Source organism: uncultured Dokdonia sp., from assembly GCF_947492815.1.
Taxonomy (GTDB): domain Bacteria; phylum Bacteroidota; class Bacteroidia; order Flavobacteriales; family Flavobacteriaceae; genus Dokdonia.
This window is the reverse complement of the sequence record NZ_CANLOB010000014.1, coordinates 21,024-37,684: the sequence shown is the minus strand read 5'-3', so window position 1 is coordinate 37,684 and position 16,661 is coordinate 21,024. Positions and strand designations below refer to the sequence as shown.

The following is a 16,661-nucleotide window of genomic DNA, read 5'->3' as shown; positions in this document are numbered from 1 at the left end:
GGATCTGTAAAACGTCATCTTAAAAAAGATGTTTTTGTAGATGTATTTTAAATTATATTTGGAATCATAAGGTGGTTGAGTGATTTTCGCTTTTCGCGAAAATAGTATCGAAACTACCGAATGCATTAAAAAACAAACACCCGTTCAATGAATGATGGTTGTTCACTGACGGGTGTTTTACACTTGATGATTAGTGTATTCTTTTAAATTTCTCGTTTTTTCGTTTGAGCATCTGTAATTAAAAGTGGGTACAGTTCTTTGATCTCTTTTAGTTGCGCTTTTGTTTTTTCGATATTTCCTTTATAACGACCTTCTTGTACTTCCTTGTTTACGGTTGTGAAATCGTATCCGAACAAGCGTTGCGACTCTCGATTGCGAAGGGTATTATAGGCTTTTGCTAATTCATTTTGTAATAAGATATATGCATTATACGCAGATTTTCTATTAGCATCTATAGCAATCACTGCTTTTTTGGGGCTGTCTGATGATAAAGGGTCACGATCACCTTTACAATAACTACAGTAAAATTCGTCATTGCTATTTGCGCCCCCATTATCAATAAAATCAAACGCTATTTCTGAGATCTCATCGATGGGTGTTATGGTTTCATTTACGAGAAATTCTCCTTCTATATTTATAAAAATAGGAAGGATGTTTTTTTCTTTAACAGGTGTTGGATCAGGATTTGTTTCTATAGGAAGAAATCTAGCAATGCCTTTGTCTTTATCAATGGTGGTGGTGACTAAAAAAAAGATAAGCAGTAAAAAGGCAATATCTGCCATAGATCCTGCATTTACTTCGGGTGCATTTCGTTTTGACATAATGTGATGGTTTAAAAAAATTAATAAAATAACATTCCTTTGGTTGGTGTTTTTTTATCAAATGGTTTCCTATCGGTAGTAATCTGTCTTAATTCATACAATCATCTTTTTGAATGTATAAGATGATTATTTCCAATTCGTATCAATAGATATGCCATAAAATAGTTTCAAAGTACTTTCGTAGTTTGTATTTCAGAGTTTAAACCTACCTTTGCACCTAAATAGAAAGTATCATGAGTCAAGGAGCATCTCGAAGCAGAAAAGGAAAACAGAAGACCACAAGAGAAGGCTATCAAAAGCAGGCAAAGTCAAAAAAAGTGACGCCTAAAAAAACACCTCAAAAGAAGGATGATGGAACGATGCGTTTAAACAAATACATTGCAAATGCTGGTATTTGTTCACGACGTGAAGCCGATATGTACATTTCTATAGGAAATGTAACTGTAAATGGGAAGATTGTTAATGAGATGGGGTACAAAGTGCAGATAGGAGATGATGTGCGTTTTGATGGACGTCGTATTAGCCCTGAGGAAAAGGCTTATGTGCTTCTAAACAAACCCAAAGGGTTTGCAACAACAACAAGTAATGATAAAGGAAATACGGTAATGGATCTTGTAGCAAAATCTACAAGCTCTCGTATCAAACCTATAGGAAGATTAGGGCGTAATGCGACAGGATTATTATTATTTACAAATGATGAACAAGTACATCAACGTTTTACAAATTCCAAAACGGGAGTTGCTAAATTATATCATGTAGAGCTCTCTAAAAATGTAAAAGCAGCAGATATTGAGCGTATCAATGAAGGACTTACAATAGAAGGGAAGAGTATCAATGTAGAAGAAGTTAGTTATGTAGATGGTGCTCCTAAAAAAGAAGTCGGACTTAAAATTAAGCATACAGGTAATAGTGTGATACGCACTATTTTTGAACACTTAAATTATGAAGTGGTAAAGATAGATTGTGTTACGATTGCAGGTCTCACTAAAAAAGATTTACCAAGAGGTCATTGGCGTCATCTTACAAAACAAGAAGTCATTAATTTAAAAATGGTATAGTTTTTTAGAAAAAACTATCTTGCGACAAACTAACTTTATCCTAATGTCGTATCGACTTACTATTGTAGTTCCTGTATATAACGAAGAAGACAATCTTCAGCGTGTAGAAAAAGAGTTTCTAGCGTATTTTGAAATTGCGGCTGTAAAAAGCAAAGTCCTTTTTGTAAATGATGGGTCTAAAGATAAAAGCCAAACACTTATAGAAGATATCTGCGCTCGTAATGACAGTTTTACCTATATTTCTTTTGTGAAGAATGCAGGATTAAGTGCTGCAATAAAAGCAGGGTTTGATTATGCAGATACAGATCTAGTGGGCTATATAGATGCCGATCTTCAAACGACTCCAGAAGATTTTAATAAGCTATTGAATGAAATGGATGATTGCGTATTAGTAACTGGAGTACGCGCCGACCGTAAAGATAGTTTTGTAAAAAACATGTCTTCTAAAATTGCCAATGGAATCCGTCGCGCATTTACACATGATGGAATGGATGATACGGGATGCCCGCTTAAAATCATAAAAACAGATTATGCAAAACGTATTCCTATGTTTAGAGGATTACATCGATTTTTGCCTGCTATGATTTTACTCCAACATGGGAAAGTAAAACAAGTACCTGTGCGTCATTTTCCGCGTATTGCAGGAGAGGCAAAGTTTGGACTTTGGAACAGGTTATTAGGACCACTTATGGATTGCTTTGCTTATCTCTGGATGAAAAAGAAGTATATTAATTATACCGTAGAAAAAACAAGCCGTGGATAAATTTTCCATACTTGCCATTATTGCACAACTCCTTTTTGGCGGAAGGATGTACTCACAATGGATTCTTTCAGAAAAACAAAAAAAATCAGTAACCCCACTTTTCTTTTGGTGGTTAAGTTTATCAGGCTCTTTTCTATTATTTATTTATGGGTATTTGCGTGTTGATTTTGCTTTAATGCTAGGGCAGGTACTTACCTATTTTATTTACATACGTAACTTACAAATACAAGATCAATGGGCAAAAATACCAGCCTGGAGTCGACTCTTATTTTTTTTGATCCCTATAGCCATTGTAGTATATGGGTATAATAATGGAGATTATGATATTAAAAATCTTCTTAATAATCCTGATATCGCTCAATGGTTATTAATACTTGGCGTTATCGCACAAATAGTTTTTACACTTCGTTTTGTATACCAATGGCTCTATGCAGAAAAGCATAAAGAAGCCATATTACCTTTAGGTTTTTGGGTGATTAGTCTTATAGGAGGGCTTATGACATTAACTTACTTTATCTTTAGACAAGATATTGTGTTGATTATTTCTAATGTAATGGGCGCGATTATCTATGTGCGCAACATTATGTTATACAAGAAAAAGCATGATTGATATTTATAAAAAGCGACCCATACTTACCATTATTACGCTGGTTGCATTATTACTATTGCCATTTTTAGATGTCATGGAAGTCACCATTATGGAAGCACGTAATTTTATTACTGCTCGTGAAATGCTGACAGATGATCATTGGATACTCACTACCATGAATGGCGAAGCTAGGTATCAAAAACCACCACTTCCTACATGGCTAACGGCAATTTCGGCGATGTTATTTGGTGTAAAAAGTATTTGGGGATTGCGACTTCCTGCTGTACTCATGGTGATGTTATTAGGAATTATGTTGTATACGCTTTCGCGAAAGCTTACCCTTGATAAATCTCATAGTTTGTATAATGGTCTGATAGGAGTTACCTCTCTTTATATTATTCTTATTGTCTTTGAAGCTCCTTGGGACATTTATGCACATGCATTTATGCTCGTTGCTATCTATGGGATTGTGCAATTATTTAAAAACGACACCATTTCTTGGGGATATGGATTACTCGCTGTTTTAGGTATAGGATGTTCTGTATTAAGCAAAGGTCCTGTATCTGCTTATGCATTATTATTACCCTTTTTGATTTCTTATGGGATTATATTTCGAAAATCTACGACTACTAAAAAGTGGGTGTTGTTTGTAGGAGTTCTCATTGTGGGTTTGGTTATTGGGTTTAGTTGGTACCTTTATGTGCGATATGCAGATCCAGAGACATTTGCGGCTATTGCTTCTAAAGAAACAGGAAATTGGACCAGTTATAATGTACGTCCTTTTTATTATTATTGGAGTTTCTTTACACAAAGTGGCCTTTGGACAGTACCTGCATTTATAGGATTGCTATATCCGTATTTAAAAACACGTGTTTCTAATCTGAAGGTGTATCAGTTTACATTGCTATGGACGCTACTAGTTGTGGTATTGCTGTCTGTGATTCCAGAGAAAAAATCAAGATACCTAATGCCTGTTTTAATTCCATTGGCAATGAATACAGGATTTTATATTGAGTATCTCATACGTCGCTTTAAGGAGTTAAAAGATAAACGAGAGACGATTCCTGTCTATTTCTTTTTTGGGATATTAGGACTCGCTTTTATAGGAATTGCTATCGCTATTATTTATCTATCTCTTACTGAAACAACGATGCGCATACCAGTTATTACATATTTCTTTGTGGGGGTTTTAGTGAGTATAGGTGTGTTATTATGTATGCGACTGTATCAAAAGTCAATAGGGCATGTGTTAATCATCACCATCATAGGACTTATCATGCTTGTATATAGTGCAGGTAGTTTACGAAAACAACATATGATCACAAACCCTGCATATGCTAATTTTGAAATGTTACAAGAGAAAGGGGTTTTAGAAAAAGGAATTCCATACTACTCTTATCAAAGAACTACTCCAGAAATTATTTGGTCAAAAGGAGGAACTATACCTGTAATCTATCACTTAAATGATATTGAAGAAGATGCCTTTTATATAATCGCACCTCATGAATATGAGCATGAATTGACACTAAAGAAGAATCAAAATACTAAAGGATATACTGTAGTAACTAAAACTCCACTTCGTATAGATGTAAATGCAGAACCTTCTGATGCAAGAAGCCATAAAGACAGAAAGATAGGGTATGTGTATAAGTTGGTTAAATGAGAGTAATAAAAAACTTGTATGATATTTAGCCCAAGGAGACTTTTGTTAATAGATGGATTGGGAGCAATACTATCAGCTTTTATGCTAGGAATAGTACTAGTCAAGTTAGAAAGTATGTTTGGGATTCCTCCTTCTACGTTATATTTTCTCGCCATACTTCCTGTGTTTTTTGCCCTTTTTGATTTCTATTGTTACCAAAGAAAGAGCAATAGTTTAGGTAGATGCTTAAAGATGATTGCGATACTAAATTTGTTGTATTGTTGCTTATCTGTAGGAATTGCGTTTTATCATATAGAAACGATTACAATTATTGGGTGGTTGTATATTTTAATTGAAATTTTAATTATAATAACACTTGCTGTATTTGAACTTAAAGTAGCCAAAAGAATAGCTATTAAAAATAATAAATAATGAAACAAAGCTTCACCTATTATATTACGTTATTTATTATTAAACTAAAAGGATTAAAAAAAGACTTTAGTCAAGACCCAATAGATTATAAAAAAATACGAAAAGAAGATGTTCGACAACCAAAAGGAGCGTTCTTTAAGAAGCATCAAACGCGTACATTTACTATTTTAAATACCTCGATTACAGAGATTACGTCAAACAAGGCTTCAGGTAAATTAGTATTGTTTATTCATGGAGGTGCTTTTATATCAGGCCCAGCAAAACATCACTGGGATACTATAAAGACAATCGTTAGTCAAACAAATCATACCGTCTGGATGTGTGATTATCCAAAAGCTCCTGAAAATACGATTTCGCTGATATCTCAAAATATAGACGAGGTATATAATACAGCTCTAAAAACATATAGTGCACATCAGATTTCTTGTATTGGAGACTCTGTAGGAGGTACATTGATTACAGCTTTAGTTCAAAGATTAGTTCAAAAACACATGGAATTACCTGCTAAAGTTATTTTAGTCTCTCCAGTAATGGATGCTACATTATCTAATCCAGATATAGATAAAGTAGATCCTCTTGATCCGATGCTATCTAAAAAAGGAGTGCTTAGTGCAAAGCAAATGTGTGCAGAGAATAATGATTTAAAAAATAGTATGATCTCCCCATTGTATGGAAGCTTCGAAAATTTTCCTCATACTATTTTATATGTAGCAACACATGATATTACCTATCCGGATCAAAAATTAACCATTGAGAAATTAATAAAAACCAATACTCAGGTAGCTATTATTGAAGGGGAAAAGATGCCTCATATTTGGCCATTCCTTCCCGTAATGAAGGAAGCAAAAAAAGCATTAAAGCAAATCATTGATAGCTTGAATGAATGATTTTCTGATGGAAGAAGCTATAAAGACAGAAAGGTAGGGTGTGTGTATAAGTTGGTCGCAAGTAATAATAATATAAACTAAGCAATAGATTTCTATGAGTGTAGTATTTGGATGGTATAGTTTTAAGGTAAAATCATATTCAGTAGATGAATTAGAGCTTAAAAAAGAAGAATGGGGAAATGTGACTTTTGAGGTGCGTCAAAAAGTATTTCACTTATTTTGGCTTCCTTTTTTTCCTATAGGAAAGTCATATGCTTTACGGAAAAATGGAGAATTATATGAATTGCCAGAATATATTATAAGTAGGATTAAAGGAGGAGATAAAATTAAAACACCCTGGTATTCTTTCTTCATCCCTGTTGTTTTAATTGTCGGGTTAACTGGTTTTGCGTTATTCATGAGTATTTCTAAATATTATATGAATCGAGAACGATTTAAAGAACGTGAAGCTTTGTATGAGGTAGGACTGAACGAGGTCCAAAATAATATCGAAAATTTACTACCAGGCGCTTATTTGAGAATTAAAGATTTGAAAAACCTGTATAATCGTGAGATAACTTTTTTAAAAGTTGTAGAAAAGAAAGATGATGCATATGGTTTTCTAGTAGTAAAAACAAAAACTCCTAACTATAGTCAGAAGAAGATTTATTTTGAAGAAGTACTATCAGATACCATAACCTATACTGTAAAGGAGTTGAAAAAAGCTATTTGTGCTGATTATGAATTGATTGAGGATAGAGAGCCCTATGGTTTTAATTTTTTTGGAGATAATATTCTATATATCATAGATAGAATAGAATATTTTGATAGTCCTATTATTTATGGTGGAATAGAGCGATATTTTTGGAGAACAGACAGAGAAGAAGAATTTTATTATAGTAGTAGTCAAAGAGGTGGTAGAGATAATCGTTCTTGGCTTCTTACGTTTGATTTGCAAAATTTTGGAGCTCCTGCAAATCTTGTAAAGATTGAAAATATATCTCATGATATAGAATGGATAGATAGTCTACCTATGCGTTTTAATAGTTATGAATACGAAAAAGATATTCCGATTCAAGGAATGACAAAGACAGATCTTAGCGATACCATATTCAAATCAAGACTCACTTTTAGGGATTCATTAGATAAAGAATATGATTTTGTAATTGAAGCGGATAGATTTCATTTTAAAATAACAAGAGATTAAATACACTTGTTATACAATAATAGGCTTCTTACTTTTTCTAAAAACTTCCCAAAGAAATACGCTCAATACAACTAGGTATTCGGTAGCAACGAGCCATAAATTTTCCTGAAAACCTTCTGGACCATAGGCTGAGTAACTGAGTATAATCGTAAAACTCCACACCAATGGGAAACGATACCTTGTAAATACACATAAAATAAGGGGCGTTGCTACATACCAAGGATGTACCGTGGTCGAGAGTAAAAAGTAAAAAGAGATCCCCAGAAGTATGGCTGTGATCGTGGCTTTAAGCGTTCTGTTTTTTCTAAAGAAGGCTAAGATTAATAAGAATCCTACAACATAGCGTGGTAATAATGGACCTACATCACCTATGATATTCCAACCAATAACTTTAAAACCAATCCATCGTATCACATAATAGATACTCGCATTGAATTCAAACTTCTTAAACCAAAGTGCAATAGAGGCTCCAAAATTTTCGGCAAATTCACCCGTTAAAAAGGGTGCAAAAGTAAGCGCGACAGTTCCCAAAACGATGAGGTAATATAAAGCGGCTTGCTTCCAACCTTTCCATGAAAGAAATAGGTTTTGTCCCTGTGTAGTTTTTCGCGAAAGCAAAAATTGAAATAGTAATGGAAGGAATAATAAGGGTAATAATTTTACAGAGATGGAAAGTGCTAATAAGACAGCACTTCCAATCCATTTTCCTTTATGTAGCAAATAGAGAGACCATACTACAAAAAACAACATTACAGATTCAAAATGTAAGTTGCCTGTCATTTCTATAATGATAAACGGATTGAGTGCATACCAGAAAATAGCATGAATAGGGAGGCCCATTCGTTGAAGTAGTTTTTTTCCGAGTATGATGGTACCCATATCGGCAATGAGGATCAATACTCTAAATACGATAGCAGCGCCTGTAATACTATTACCGGAAAAAAGTCCTGCAATAGCAAAACATACTTGATTAATAGGTGGGTAGTTGGTGTAGTGACTTCCATTGAGCTCTCCCATACCTTTGTAGAGTGCATCGGCTTGTGATACAATATCCATTGTGCCAGACTCCACATAACTCAAAGGAGTAGTTAGGTATGGGTTGAGGCCTTCTAAAAGTAACCTGCCGTCCCATATAAAACGATAAAAGTCTTGGGATAGATTTGGGATTACAGGAAGAAAAATAAGTCGAAATACAAAGGCGATAAAAGCTAATAGCCAAAAATCAGTTTTTCCTAGTTGTACTATTTTGTAAAACAGAAAAAACAACGCACCATATAAGGTGAATAATTTTATAAAATCATCACGTACAAGATCATAAGCAAATACCCAATAGAATACTAGCGACAGTAAAGCAAAAAGAAGCGGAAGTTTATGATATTTCCAAATCTGTGCAATCACACTTTGGAGGTTAATGATTTAAAGAATACAAATCCAAAACCTATAAATAGCATAAGGTGAAAAGGGAATAATCCGAAATCTCCACCTTGATCTCCTACGATAAAAGCGCTGTACATTCCAAAAGCAAAATAGAGCATAAGGGCTCCTTCAATGAAAACATTTAAAGAGACTTTCTTCTTAAGGTATTTATTGCCTTTCCAGCCATCTTTAAGATTACTTATATTAAATTTTGGTGTACGTATAAAGTCGCTTCGCTTTCCAATATGTCCTTCAATGACTGCGATAGAATTGTGTAATGAGAACCCCATTGCAATACTGAAAAAGGTGAAGAACATGCCTATATATCGTATAAACTGTTTAAAACCTCCTCCGTATATATTCTTAAACATATACCAGTAACAGATAAAGAAAATTACCGTACTCATCACAAAGAAACTCATGACGACAAAGTAGGTTTTAAGGTGTCCGTATTCATTTTTGATATACAGCATAGGAATACTTAATAAACCAACGATCAATACATTTAAGAACATGGTACTGTTTAATAAATGTAGTATACCGTGGAATTTTGTCTTCGTAGATAGGCTTTTACTCTTGACTACTTTTGAAGCCATTTTTTGGAAGTTTTCTGCTCCTCCTTTATTCCATCTAAATTGCTGTGAACGTGCGGCACTAATGACTACAGGTAATTCTGCAGGTGTTTCCACGTTTTCTAGATACTTGAATTTCCAATTTTTAAGTTGAGCTCTATAACTTAAATCCAAATCTTCTGTAAGCGTATCTCCTTCCCAGTTTCCTGCGTCAATGATACATTGCTTTCGCCATAGTCCAGCAGTACCATTAAAATTGATAAAATGTCCTCTGCTATTTCTACCTACTTGCTCTAGTGTGAAATGGGCATCTAAAGCAAATGCTTGTACTTTTGTGAGTAGTGAATAATCTCTATTAATATGCCCCCATCGGGTTTGTACTACACCAATATTGCGATCTATAAAATACGGTACCGTACGTTGTAACCAATTAGGCTCAGGAAGAAAATCGGCATCAAAAATAGCAATAAACTCTCCTTTAGCATCTATAAGTCCTTCCTTTAAAGCTCCTGCTTTAAAACCAGATCTATCTTCACGAGTTACATGTTTTATATCAAGTCCCGTTTTTTGTAATCGTTCTATATGTTCTTTTGTAGATTGTAAAGACTCATCTGTACTATCATCTAGTACTTGAATCTCTAATTTTTCTGCGGGATATTCTAAGAGCGCAATGTTATCTAATAGTCGTTCCATTACGTATAACTCATTGTATACGGGAAGCTGAATCGTTACATAAGGGACTTGCTCTGGGTCAGATAAGTCAAATTTTGGTGCATCATCTTTTTTGCGTTGTGCTCGCAAATAATTGAATAACAAATTAAGTTGCGATAAGCTATATGCAAATATGATTAATAACGAAATGGTGTAAATCGTGATGATTATGAGTTCTAACAGCATTATTTAAAACTATATTTAAATATCCAACTTAAAATTTTTATGCCAGCAAAGATAGCACCTTTTACGGTTCCTGAAACCTTAGAAACCCCAATACGATTACGGTATTTAACAGGGATTTCTGTGTATTTCATTTTCTTTTTTAATACCTTAAGTTGCATTTCTACTGTCCAACCATAGGTTTTATCTTCCATCTCTAATTCGAGAAGGCTTGTATATTTCATGGCTCTGAAAGGGCCTAAATCTGTAAAACGAGCTCTAAAAAAGAGGCGCATTAAGGTCGTGGCTAGCCAATTTCCAAATACTTGTGGAATGGTCATGGATCCGCTTTCGCGAAAGCGTTTATCTCTCGCCCCAATCACCATATCACATCCATCTTCCATAATAGGCGTAATAAGCAATGGTAATTGCTCGGGATAATCACTATAATCACCATCTAAAAAAACAATAATATCTGTCTTGTCTTTTGAGTTGGCTACGTATTCCATTCCTTTCAAACAGGCATTTCCATAACCAGGCGTATCTTCTCTCAATACGGTGGCTCCCGCTTTTTTTGCAACTTCATCTGTTTGATCTGTAGAAGCATTGCTTACCACAATAACTTCTTGTACAGTATCTGGAATATCGTTAATGACCAGACCTATAGAATCTTGCTCATTATAAGCCGGAATAATAACTTTGATGATGGGATTCATAATAGGTGGCAAATCTAGTACATCTTTACATCAGGGTTGTCACGCCTAAAACTACTAATGCTGGTCCACATACCTTTGTACACATCTTTGGTGTATTTCTCGACCTTTACTAGCTTGTTTTTCTGATAGATTAAACTAAATCCGTTTTTCTTATTGTTTTGGTATTGTGTTTTACGTTTTTCTTGGGTTGCAAGATCGTAAAAAATCCACCAATTTTCGGCGATTCCTTTTTTATAATGCCCTTCTCGGGTTAAAGAACCGTTTTTATCGTAGTAATACCAGTATGCTGTTTTATTATTTCCTTTATAATGCCCTCTTGAAGCAATTTTTCCATTTTCATGATAATGGTACCAATAACTTGTTTTTTCACCACTCATCATCCATCCTTCAGATTTCAGATTGCCATTTGCATAGTATTCTTTATTATACATTCGTACAGCTCCTTCATTTGTAGAAGGTGAAGCCCATAAAAATAACACGAGTAGAAATGATGTCATGATGATGTCGTTAGGCTTGCTTAGACGTAACTATTTTACAAGGCTAACAGAAAAATATTTTTTTGTTTGAGAGATGTAAAAAAGAAAGTAGAGATCCTCTACAAGAAAACTATATAAAGTGAAGGATGATGCTTATTTTTACTTAAAGCTTTACGCGTATGAGTTTAAGTTATTGGGAATACAAATCATGGTTGTCTGCTATTGATTATACTATTGTAGGAAGTGGTATTGTAGGATTAAATTGTGCTTTACGCTTGCGCGAAAAATTTCCCAAGGCGCGTATTCTTATTTTAGAAAAAGGCATGTTGCCGCAAGGTGCGAGTACTAAAAATGCTGGTTTTGCTTGTTTTGGAAGTATTTCTGAAATTCTCGACGACCTTACGTCACATTCTGAAGAAGAAGTCGTAGCACTTGTAAAGCAACGTATAGATGGTTTAGCACTATTGAGAGATACCGTGGAAGATACTGCTTTAGGATATCAAGAATTAGGAGGTTATGAACTGTTTACAGAAGAAGATGAGGTATTCTATGAAGATTGTTTGCAAAATATAGATAACATAAACGAATTACTATATCCTATTTTTAAGGCCCCTGTATACAGTACAAAAGAAAATGTATTTGGATTTGAGCATATTCAAAATCACTATATCTATAATGCTTTTGAAGGGCAGATTGATACAGGTGCTATGATGGAGCGTTTATTGCAACTTGCTATTCAAAAAGGTATCAACATTATGAATGGTGTACAGGTAGAGGCTTTCGAAGAAAAAGAGAATGCTGTGCTGATTCGTGCAAACAAGTTTTCTTTAGAGAGTAAGCAATTGGTATTGGCAACGAATGGTTTTGCTTCTCAGTTAGGCTTACAAGAAGTAAAACCTGCGAGAGCACAAGTATTGATCACAAAACCAATTCCAGATTTGAAGATAAAAGGAACTTTCCATTTAGATAAAGGGTATTACTATTTTAGGAACATAGATAATCGTATTCTTTTTGGAGGAGGTCGTAATCTAGATTTCACCACCGAAGAAACCACCGATTTAGGACAGACAGCTTTAGTTCAAAATAAGCTTGAAGAGATATTAAAAGAAGTGATTTTACCAAACACCTCTTTTGAAATAGATAGACGATGGAGTGGAATTATGGGTGTAGGAACGCAAAAGAAACCTATTGTTAAGAAACTCTCTCATCGCATACACGCTGGCGTTCGCTTAGGTGGAATGGGAATAGCGATAGGTAGTCAAGTGGGAAGAGATTTGGCTGATTTGGTAGTAAGGTGTGACTAATTAATGATAGCCCATTGTGGGATGGTTGTTCTTTTGTTTTTGTAATTTTTGGATACAAAAAGAAAAGAACTTTCCGTTACTCTCTTTCTAAAGATTAGTAGTAAATGTTTAACCCGATAAATTAATTATTATAAATAATGAATAATATTAAAATTATAGTTTTTGATTTATATAATACTTTAATTGAAATAAAAGAATCAAATAATTTTTTTTTAAAATTATTTAAAACTTCTAAAAATGGTTTTGGCTTAAATGTAATCGCATATTTAGAACTTATAATGACAAGAGAGATCGATGATGTAATGACTATTTTACCAATTGAATTTAAAGAATTGTATTATAAGAATGAAGTAGATTTAGAAAAAGAATTAGATTCAATCGTAGTTTATAAAGAAGTTTTTAGTGTGCTTGAGGAATTGAAGAAAGATTTTCAAATTTTCCTAATTTCCAATTTAGCGTCACCTTATAAAAAGCCTGTTTTTGAAACTAATCTTTATACGTATTTTGATGGTTTGTTTTTTTCTTGTGATTATGGTGCTTTAAAACCAAATGAAAGAATATTTAAAGAAGTTGAGAAATTCACAGGAAATACTAAAAATGAAATAGTCATGATTGGAGATTCTTTTAAATCGGATGTTATAGGCGCAAAAAATATAGGATGGAAGTATTTAAAAATAAATAGAAGAGAAAAACTTTTGAAAGAATATGAGATTAGTGATCTAAGTCAAATAAAAAAGCAAATAGATGTAATCTGAAAAAATCTATGAAAAAACAAGCATTAAAAGAAGCACTATTTAAACACTGTCAATCTCAACTGGCCGTTAGACGCGCAGCGGTAGATAACATACTAAAGAATGTGGCGCTATCTCTTAAAGAAGAAACCAAAAGTTCTGCAGGAGATAAGCATGAAACAGGAAGAGCAATGCTTCAGTTAGAAAGAGAGAACGCTGGGAAACAATTGGCAGAAATAGAAAAACTAGAAGCAATATTACAACGTGTTTCTACAGCTATATCCTCTGGGCCTGTCCATTTAGGAAGTGCTGTTATGACTTCACAACATAATTATTTTATAAGTATTCCTGCAGGACAAATTACAGTAGATGGTACTCTTTTTTTTGCTATTGGCGCAACCTCTCCTATAGGTCAGCGTCTACTAAGTAAAGAAGAAGGGGATGAAATACGCTTTCGCGAAAGCGTATTTACCATTACATCCGTTTTTTAGAATACACATTCTATGAAAAATATACTTTCTGTTTTCATTTTCTTACTCACCGTACACGTGTTCTCTCAAACCCCAGTATTGTTTTATGAAGATGGAAGTGATCATTTAGGACCGATAGAAATTAGAAATGATTATGTGTATTATATCGCACAACAAGAAGGCCTTAAACAAGTAGCTTTATTAAATCCAACCGAAGCACAATTACTGGTGAATATAGAAGAGATTCCGAGAGATATAAAATACTTTTTTTGGAACCCTGACGAATCCTACGTGTATTTTGGAGATGTTTTTAATTGGTTTAAAGCGCCATTTGATACTGCCGAGATTAGTGATGCTAGCTTGTTTATGGATTTTAATAGTCAGCAGTTATATGATCTTAAAGTATATAATGATGAATACTTCTTTACCTTTTCTGATTTTGGATCTTTATTTTTTAGACTTACCGACATAGACCCTTATGGAGATGGAAGTATATTTGGCGATAGTGGTGTCCATGTAAAAAATATTGCAGTAGCAGATGATATTATATATTATGATGAGGGAACTAGATTGCATAGAGCAGAAATCTCTTCTTTTAATACTACAAAAGAACTACTTATAGATGTTGGTGCATTTATAGATCAATTGGAAGTACACGGTAATTTAGTATATGTGTTATTTAGAGACAGTAATTCCATTACTATTTTTGATACGAGTCAGTCAGCTCCATGGATATTTTCAAGAACAATTACACTAGATCCAGAAGTGTATCAAATTGAGAATATCACACTGCATGACAATAAATTATATTTTACAGATAATGTTCAAGGAGCGATCTTCTTTTTTCCAGAAGAGGTATTGTCTGTTAAAAATACTTCGGTGCTATCTGATATTCTTATTACCCCTAATCCAGTAGCAGATATTTTAACACTTCAAATGCAGGGCCTAGAAAAACTGCATATTCTGGATGTAAACGGACGCATTATTACTACGTATATAGAAGATACGATGCATACGTACTTGGATGTGAGCTTCCTCGCTAAAGGAATGTATATTGCTCATTTTGTAATGAAGGATGAAAAAAATATATTTAAGCGTTTTATAAAAAAATAGAATGTGTGATGCTTCTTAGGTATTACAATTACTATTCAATAAATGGGAATAAGGTTGGGTACGCTTTCGCGAAAGCGTATTTAGAATAGATGCTATTTACTAAACAGATAAAGGTGTCTCCAATGTATCTTGTGAAAACACCTTAATTTGAATGAATAGGGATAGGTATTACTTTTTAATGATTTTTATGGTCTGCGCTTGTTGATTGATCGCTAAGATTTCTGCAAAATAAACTCCTGATGAAAGTGTTGACATATCAACAATTGTTGTGTTTTCCTGCGATGTAATAAGTTCACCTAATATGCTGTATAGGTTTACTTTTAAGACTGCTGAAGCACCTGGAGCTTGTATCGTTAGCTGATCTTGAACTGGGTTAGGAAATATAGAAAATGAGGTTAAGTTTTCTTCTTCAGTAGATAAAGACCCTGCGTTAAGAACACTTACTCCTTCAAAAGTTCCAAACCATATATTGCCTTCATCATCAGCTTCTATGCCTCTTATGCCACTACTTAGGAGTCCATCACTTTGGTCTAATACCAACCAGTCTGTACCGTCAAAACGTGATGCACCAAAACCTCCTCCAAACCATACATTTCCATCATTGTCTTCAGCTATTTCTCGTATGTTATTTGAAGCGAGTCCATCTACGGTAGTGAATATGGTAAACGAGTCACCATCAAACCGTGTCAAACCTGTATCGCTAAATCCCGAACTGAACCAGATATTTTCGTTTTGATCCTGAAAAACTCTGCTTAGTTCATTAGAGGCAAGTCCGTCTTCTACAGTAATATTTGTAAATGTTGTACCATCAAATCGAATGGCACCACTGTCTGCAGTGCTAAACCAAAAATCACCATTAGTAGTCTGAATAACACCTGTAAGTGCATTAGATGATAACCCATCTTCTATAGTGTAATTTGTAAAAGTTGTTCCATCAAACATAGAGGCACCACCGCCTGTGGCAAACCAAATGTTACCATCTGTATCCTCTATAATATCTTCTACATTTGAACCTGCTAATCCATCAGCCGTAGAAAATTGTATCCAAGTTGTCCCATCAAACATGCTTACACCATCGTCTCCAAAAAAAGGAACACAGCCAAACCAATAATTTCCACTGCTATCCTGAAAGGAAGAGACCATTGTATTACTGTGCGGACCGTCTTCTGTTCCGAACTGAGTCCATTCTGTCCCATCAAATCTACCAATACCTGGCGTATCGGGTTCCGTCCAACCAACACACCAAATGTCCCCATCAGTGTCCTGAATGATTTCATAAATGACACCAGGAATAACACCATCTGCTACTGTATAATTTGTAAATGTTTGACTATAACCTATAAAGGTTATGAATACTATAATGAAAGATAATTGTGTTTTCATGTTGATTTGTTTTTAGATTGTTAAAAACAAATATCTTTTGGCTTTTGTGAAACGAAGTTTACTTTTATCGACATTTACGAAGCCCCGATAAAATACTATGAGTTCCCGATCTATTTTTACAAACCAATTTTGAATTAAAAATAGATCCGCATAATGCCCTCCTAAAAACATATATGCGGATCTTCCAACAAACCAACTAAACACTCTTTTTAACCTACATTATGTATTA

Annotated in this window: 17 protein-coding genes; 11 read left to right on the top strand and 6 right to left on the bottom strand. The window is 34.2% G+C overall.

Annotated elements, in window-relative coordinates:
• Positions 1 to 203 precede the first annotated feature (203 nt).
• Entirely contained in the window at positions 204 to 821 is a 618-nt protein-coding gene (locus tag Q1A01_RS13595) for a biopolymer transporter ExbD (protein WP_299681745.1), read from the bottom strand.
• Positions 822 to 1,054: 233 nt separating this feature from the next.
• On the opposite strand from Q1A01_RS13595, the gene Q1A01_RS13590 reads away from it, so the two are divergent.
• The 7 genes from Q1A01_RS13590 (at position 1,055) to Q1A01_RS13560 (ending at position 7,378) form a co-directional block, all read left to right on the top strand.
• Positions 1,055 to 1,879 carry a pseudouridine synthase gene (locus Q1A01_RS13590; protein ID WP_299681743.1) on the top strand — a complete coding sequence of 275 codons (825 nt, stop codon included), beginning with the start codon at positions 1,055 to 1,057 and terminating at the stop codon, positions 1,877 to 1,879.
• 43 nt (positions 1,880 to 1,922) lie between these two features.
• Positions 1,923 to 2,642: a glycosyltransferase gene (locus tag Q1A01_RS13585; RefSeq protein ID WP_299681740.1), complete on the top strand. Its 720-nt coding sequence runs from the start codon at positions 1,923 to 1,925 to the stop codon at positions 2,640 to 2,642.
• On the top strand, positions 2,635 to 3,252 hold the full coding sequence (locus Q1A01_RS13580) for a lipid-A-disaccharide synthase N-terminal domain-containing protein (RefSeq protein WP_299681737.1): 618 nt from the start codon (positions 2,635 to 2,637) through the stop codon (positions 3,250 to 3,252). The genes Q1A01_RS13585 and Q1A01_RS13580 overlap by 8 nt, the downstream gene beginning before the upstream one ends.
• Positions 3,245 to 4,894, top strand: a complete 1,650-nt coding sequence (locus Q1A01_RS13575) for a glycosyltransferase family 39 protein (RefSeq protein WP_299681734.1) — start codon at positions 3,245 to 3,247, stop codon at positions 4,892 to 4,894. Before Q1A01_RS13580 ends, Q1A01_RS13575 begins: the two co-directional genes overlap by 8 nt.
• Positions 4,895 to 4,912: 18 nt before the next feature.
• On the top strand, positions 4,913 to 5,305 hold the full coding sequence (locus tag Q1A01_RS13570; RefSeq protein ID WP_299681731.1) for a hypothetical protein: 393 nt from the start codon (positions 4,913 to 4,915) through the stop codon (positions 5,303 to 5,305).
• Positions 5,305 to 6,192: an alpha/beta hydrolase gene (locus Q1A01_RS13565; protein WP_299681728.1), complete on the top strand. Its 888-nt coding sequence runs from the start codon at positions 5,305 to 5,307 to the stop codon at positions 6,190 to 6,192. Before Q1A01_RS13570 ends, Q1A01_RS13565 begins: the two co-directional genes overlap by 1 nt.
• A 94-nt stretch (positions 6,193 to 6,286) precedes the next feature.
• A complete protein-coding gene (locus Q1A01_RS13560) occupies positions 6,287 to 7,378 on the top strand; it encodes a hypothetical protein (protein WP_299681725.1) in 1,092 nt (363 codons plus the stop codon).
• 9 nt (positions 7,379 to 7,387) lie between these two features.
• Here Q1A01_RS13560 and Q1A01_RS13555 read toward each other — a convergent pair whose 3' ends face one another.
• Genes Q1A01_RS13555 through Q1A01_RS13540 form a run of 4 tightly spaced genes read right to left on the bottom strand, consistent with a single transcriptional unit; the run spans position 7,388 to position 11,452 of the window.
• The gene (locus Q1A01_RS13555) at positions 7,388 to 8,776 is read right to left on the bottom strand and encodes a glycosyltransferase 87 family protein (protein WP_299681722.1); all 1,389 of its coding nucleotides are present in this window, start codon (positions 8,774 to 8,776) and stop codon (positions 7,388 to 7,390) included.
• Positions 8,773 to 10,263 carry a cellulose synthase family protein gene (locus Q1A01_RS13550; protein WP_299681719.1) on the bottom strand — a complete coding sequence of 497 codons (1,491 nt, stop codon included), beginning with the start codon at positions 10,261 to 10,263 and terminating at the stop codon, positions 8,773 to 8,775. Before Q1A01_RS13550 ends, Q1A01_RS13555 begins: the two co-directional genes overlap by 4 nt.
• A complete protein-coding gene (locus Q1A01_RS13545; RefSeq protein WP_299681716.1) occupies positions 10,263 to 10,955 on the bottom strand; it encodes a glycosyltransferase family 2 protein in 693 nt (230 codons plus the stop codon). The genes Q1A01_RS13550 and Q1A01_RS13545 overlap by 1 nt, the downstream gene beginning before the upstream one ends.
• A gap of 14 nt (positions 10,956 to 10,969) precedes the next feature.
• Positions 10,970 to 11,452, bottom strand: a complete 483-nt coding sequence (locus Q1A01_RS13540) for a hypothetical protein (protein ID WP_299681713.1) — start codon at positions 11,450 to 11,452, stop codon at positions 10,970 to 10,972.
• Between the two features lie 158 nt (positions 11,453 to 11,610).
• On the opposite strand from Q1A01_RS13540, the gene Q1A01_RS13535 reads away from it, so the two are divergent.
• From Q1A01_RS13535 to Q1A01_RS13520, 4 genes are all read left to right on the top strand, one after another.
• A complete protein-coding gene (locus tag Q1A01_RS13535; RefSeq protein ID WP_299681710.1) occupies positions 11,611 to 12,735 on the top strand; it encodes an FAD-dependent oxidoreductase in 1,125 nt (374 codons plus the stop codon).
• A gap of 137 nt (positions 12,736 to 12,872) precedes the next feature.
• On the top strand, positions 12,873 to 13,490 hold the full coding sequence (locus Q1A01_RS13530; RefSeq protein ID WP_299681707.1) for an HAD family hydrolase: 618 nt from the start codon (positions 12,873 to 12,875) through the stop codon (positions 13,488 to 13,490).
• Positions 13,491 to 13,498: 8 nt separating this feature from the next.
• A complete protein-coding gene (locus Q1A01_RS13525; protein ID WP_299681704.1) occupies positions 13,499 to 13,957 on the top strand; it encodes a 3-oxoacyl-ACP synthase in 459 nt (152 codons plus the stop codon).
• A gap of 12 nt (positions 13,958 to 13,969) precedes the next feature.
• Entirely contained in the window at positions 13,970 to 15,049 is a 1,080-nt protein-coding gene (locus Q1A01_RS13520; protein WP_299681701.1) for a T9SS type A sorting domain-containing protein, read from the top strand.
• Positions 15,050 to 15,217: 168 nt separating this feature from the next.
• On the opposite strand, the gene Q1A01_RS13515 is transcribed toward Q1A01_RS13520, so the two are convergent.
• Positions 15,218 to 16,432: a two-component regulator propeller domain-containing protein gene (locus tag Q1A01_RS13515; protein ID WP_299681698.1), complete on the bottom strand. Its 1,215-nt coding sequence runs from the start codon at positions 16,430 to 16,432 to the stop codon at positions 15,218 to 15,220.
• Positions 16,433 to 16,661 lie beyond the last annotated feature (229 nt).

What these genes read in the sequence shown, in the direction of transcription:
- Q1A01_RS13595 (WP_299681745.1), bottom strand. Translation starts at nt 821, where the DNA reads ATGTCAAAACGAAATGCACCCGAAGTAAATGCAGGATCTATGGCAGAT.
- Q1A01_RS13590 (WP_299681743.1), top strand. Translation starts at nt 1,055, where the DNA reads ATGAGTCAAGGAGCATCTCGAAGCAGAAAAGGAAAACAGAAGACCACA.
- Q1A01_RS13585 (WP_299681740.1), top strand. Translation starts at nt 1,923, where the DNA reads ATGTCGTATCGACTTACTATTGTAGTTCCTGTATATAACGAAGAAGAC.
- Q1A01_RS13575 (WP_299681734.1), top strand. Translation starts at nt 3,245, where the DNA reads ATGATTGATATTTATAAAAAGCGACCCATACTTACCATTATTACGCTG.
- Q1A01_RS13570 (WP_299681731.1), top strand. Translation starts at nt 4,913, where the DNA reads ATGATATTTAGCCCAAGGAGACTTTTGTTAATAGATGGATTGGGAGCA.
- Q1A01_RS13565 (WP_299681728.1), top strand. Translation starts at nt 5,305, where the DNA reads ATGAAACAAAGCTTCACCTATTATATTACGTTATTTATTATTAAACTA.
- Q1A01_RS13560 (WP_299681725.1), top strand. Translation starts at nt 6,287, where the DNA reads ATGAGTGTAGTATTTGGATGGTATAGTTTTAAGGTAAAATCATATTCA.
- Q1A01_RS13550 (WP_299681719.1), bottom strand. Translation starts at nt 10,263, where the DNA reads ATGCTGTTAGAACTCATAATCATCACGATTTACACCATTTCGTTATTA.
- Q1A01_RS13545 (WP_299681716.1), bottom strand. Translation starts at nt 10,955, where the DNA reads ATGAATCCCATCATCAAAGTTATTATTCCGGCTTATAATGAGCAAGAT.
- Q1A01_RS13540 (WP_299681713.1), bottom strand. Translation starts at nt 11,452, where the DNA reads ATGACATCATTTCTACTCGTGTTATTTTTATGGGCTTCACCTTCTACA.
- Q1A01_RS13535 (WP_299681710.1), top strand. Translation starts at nt 11,611, where the DNA reads ATGAGTTTAAGTTATTGGGAATACAAATCATGGTTGTCTGCTATTGAT.
- Q1A01_RS13530 (WP_299681707.1), top strand. Translation starts at nt 12,873, where the DNA reads ATGAATAATATTAAAATTATAGTTTTTGATTTATATAATACTTTAATT.
- Q1A01_RS13525 (WP_299681704.1), top strand. Translation starts at nt 13,499, where the DNA reads ATGAAAAAACAAGCATTAAAAGAAGCACTATTTAAACACTGTCAATCT.
- Q1A01_RS13520 (WP_299681701.1), top strand. Translation starts at nt 13,970, where the DNA reads ATGAAAAATATACTTTCTGTTTTCATTTTCTTACTCACCGTACACGTG.
- Q1A01_RS13515 (WP_299681698.1), bottom strand. Translation starts at nt 16,432, where the DNA reads ATGAAAACACAATTATCTTTCATTATAGTATTCATAACCTTTATAGGT.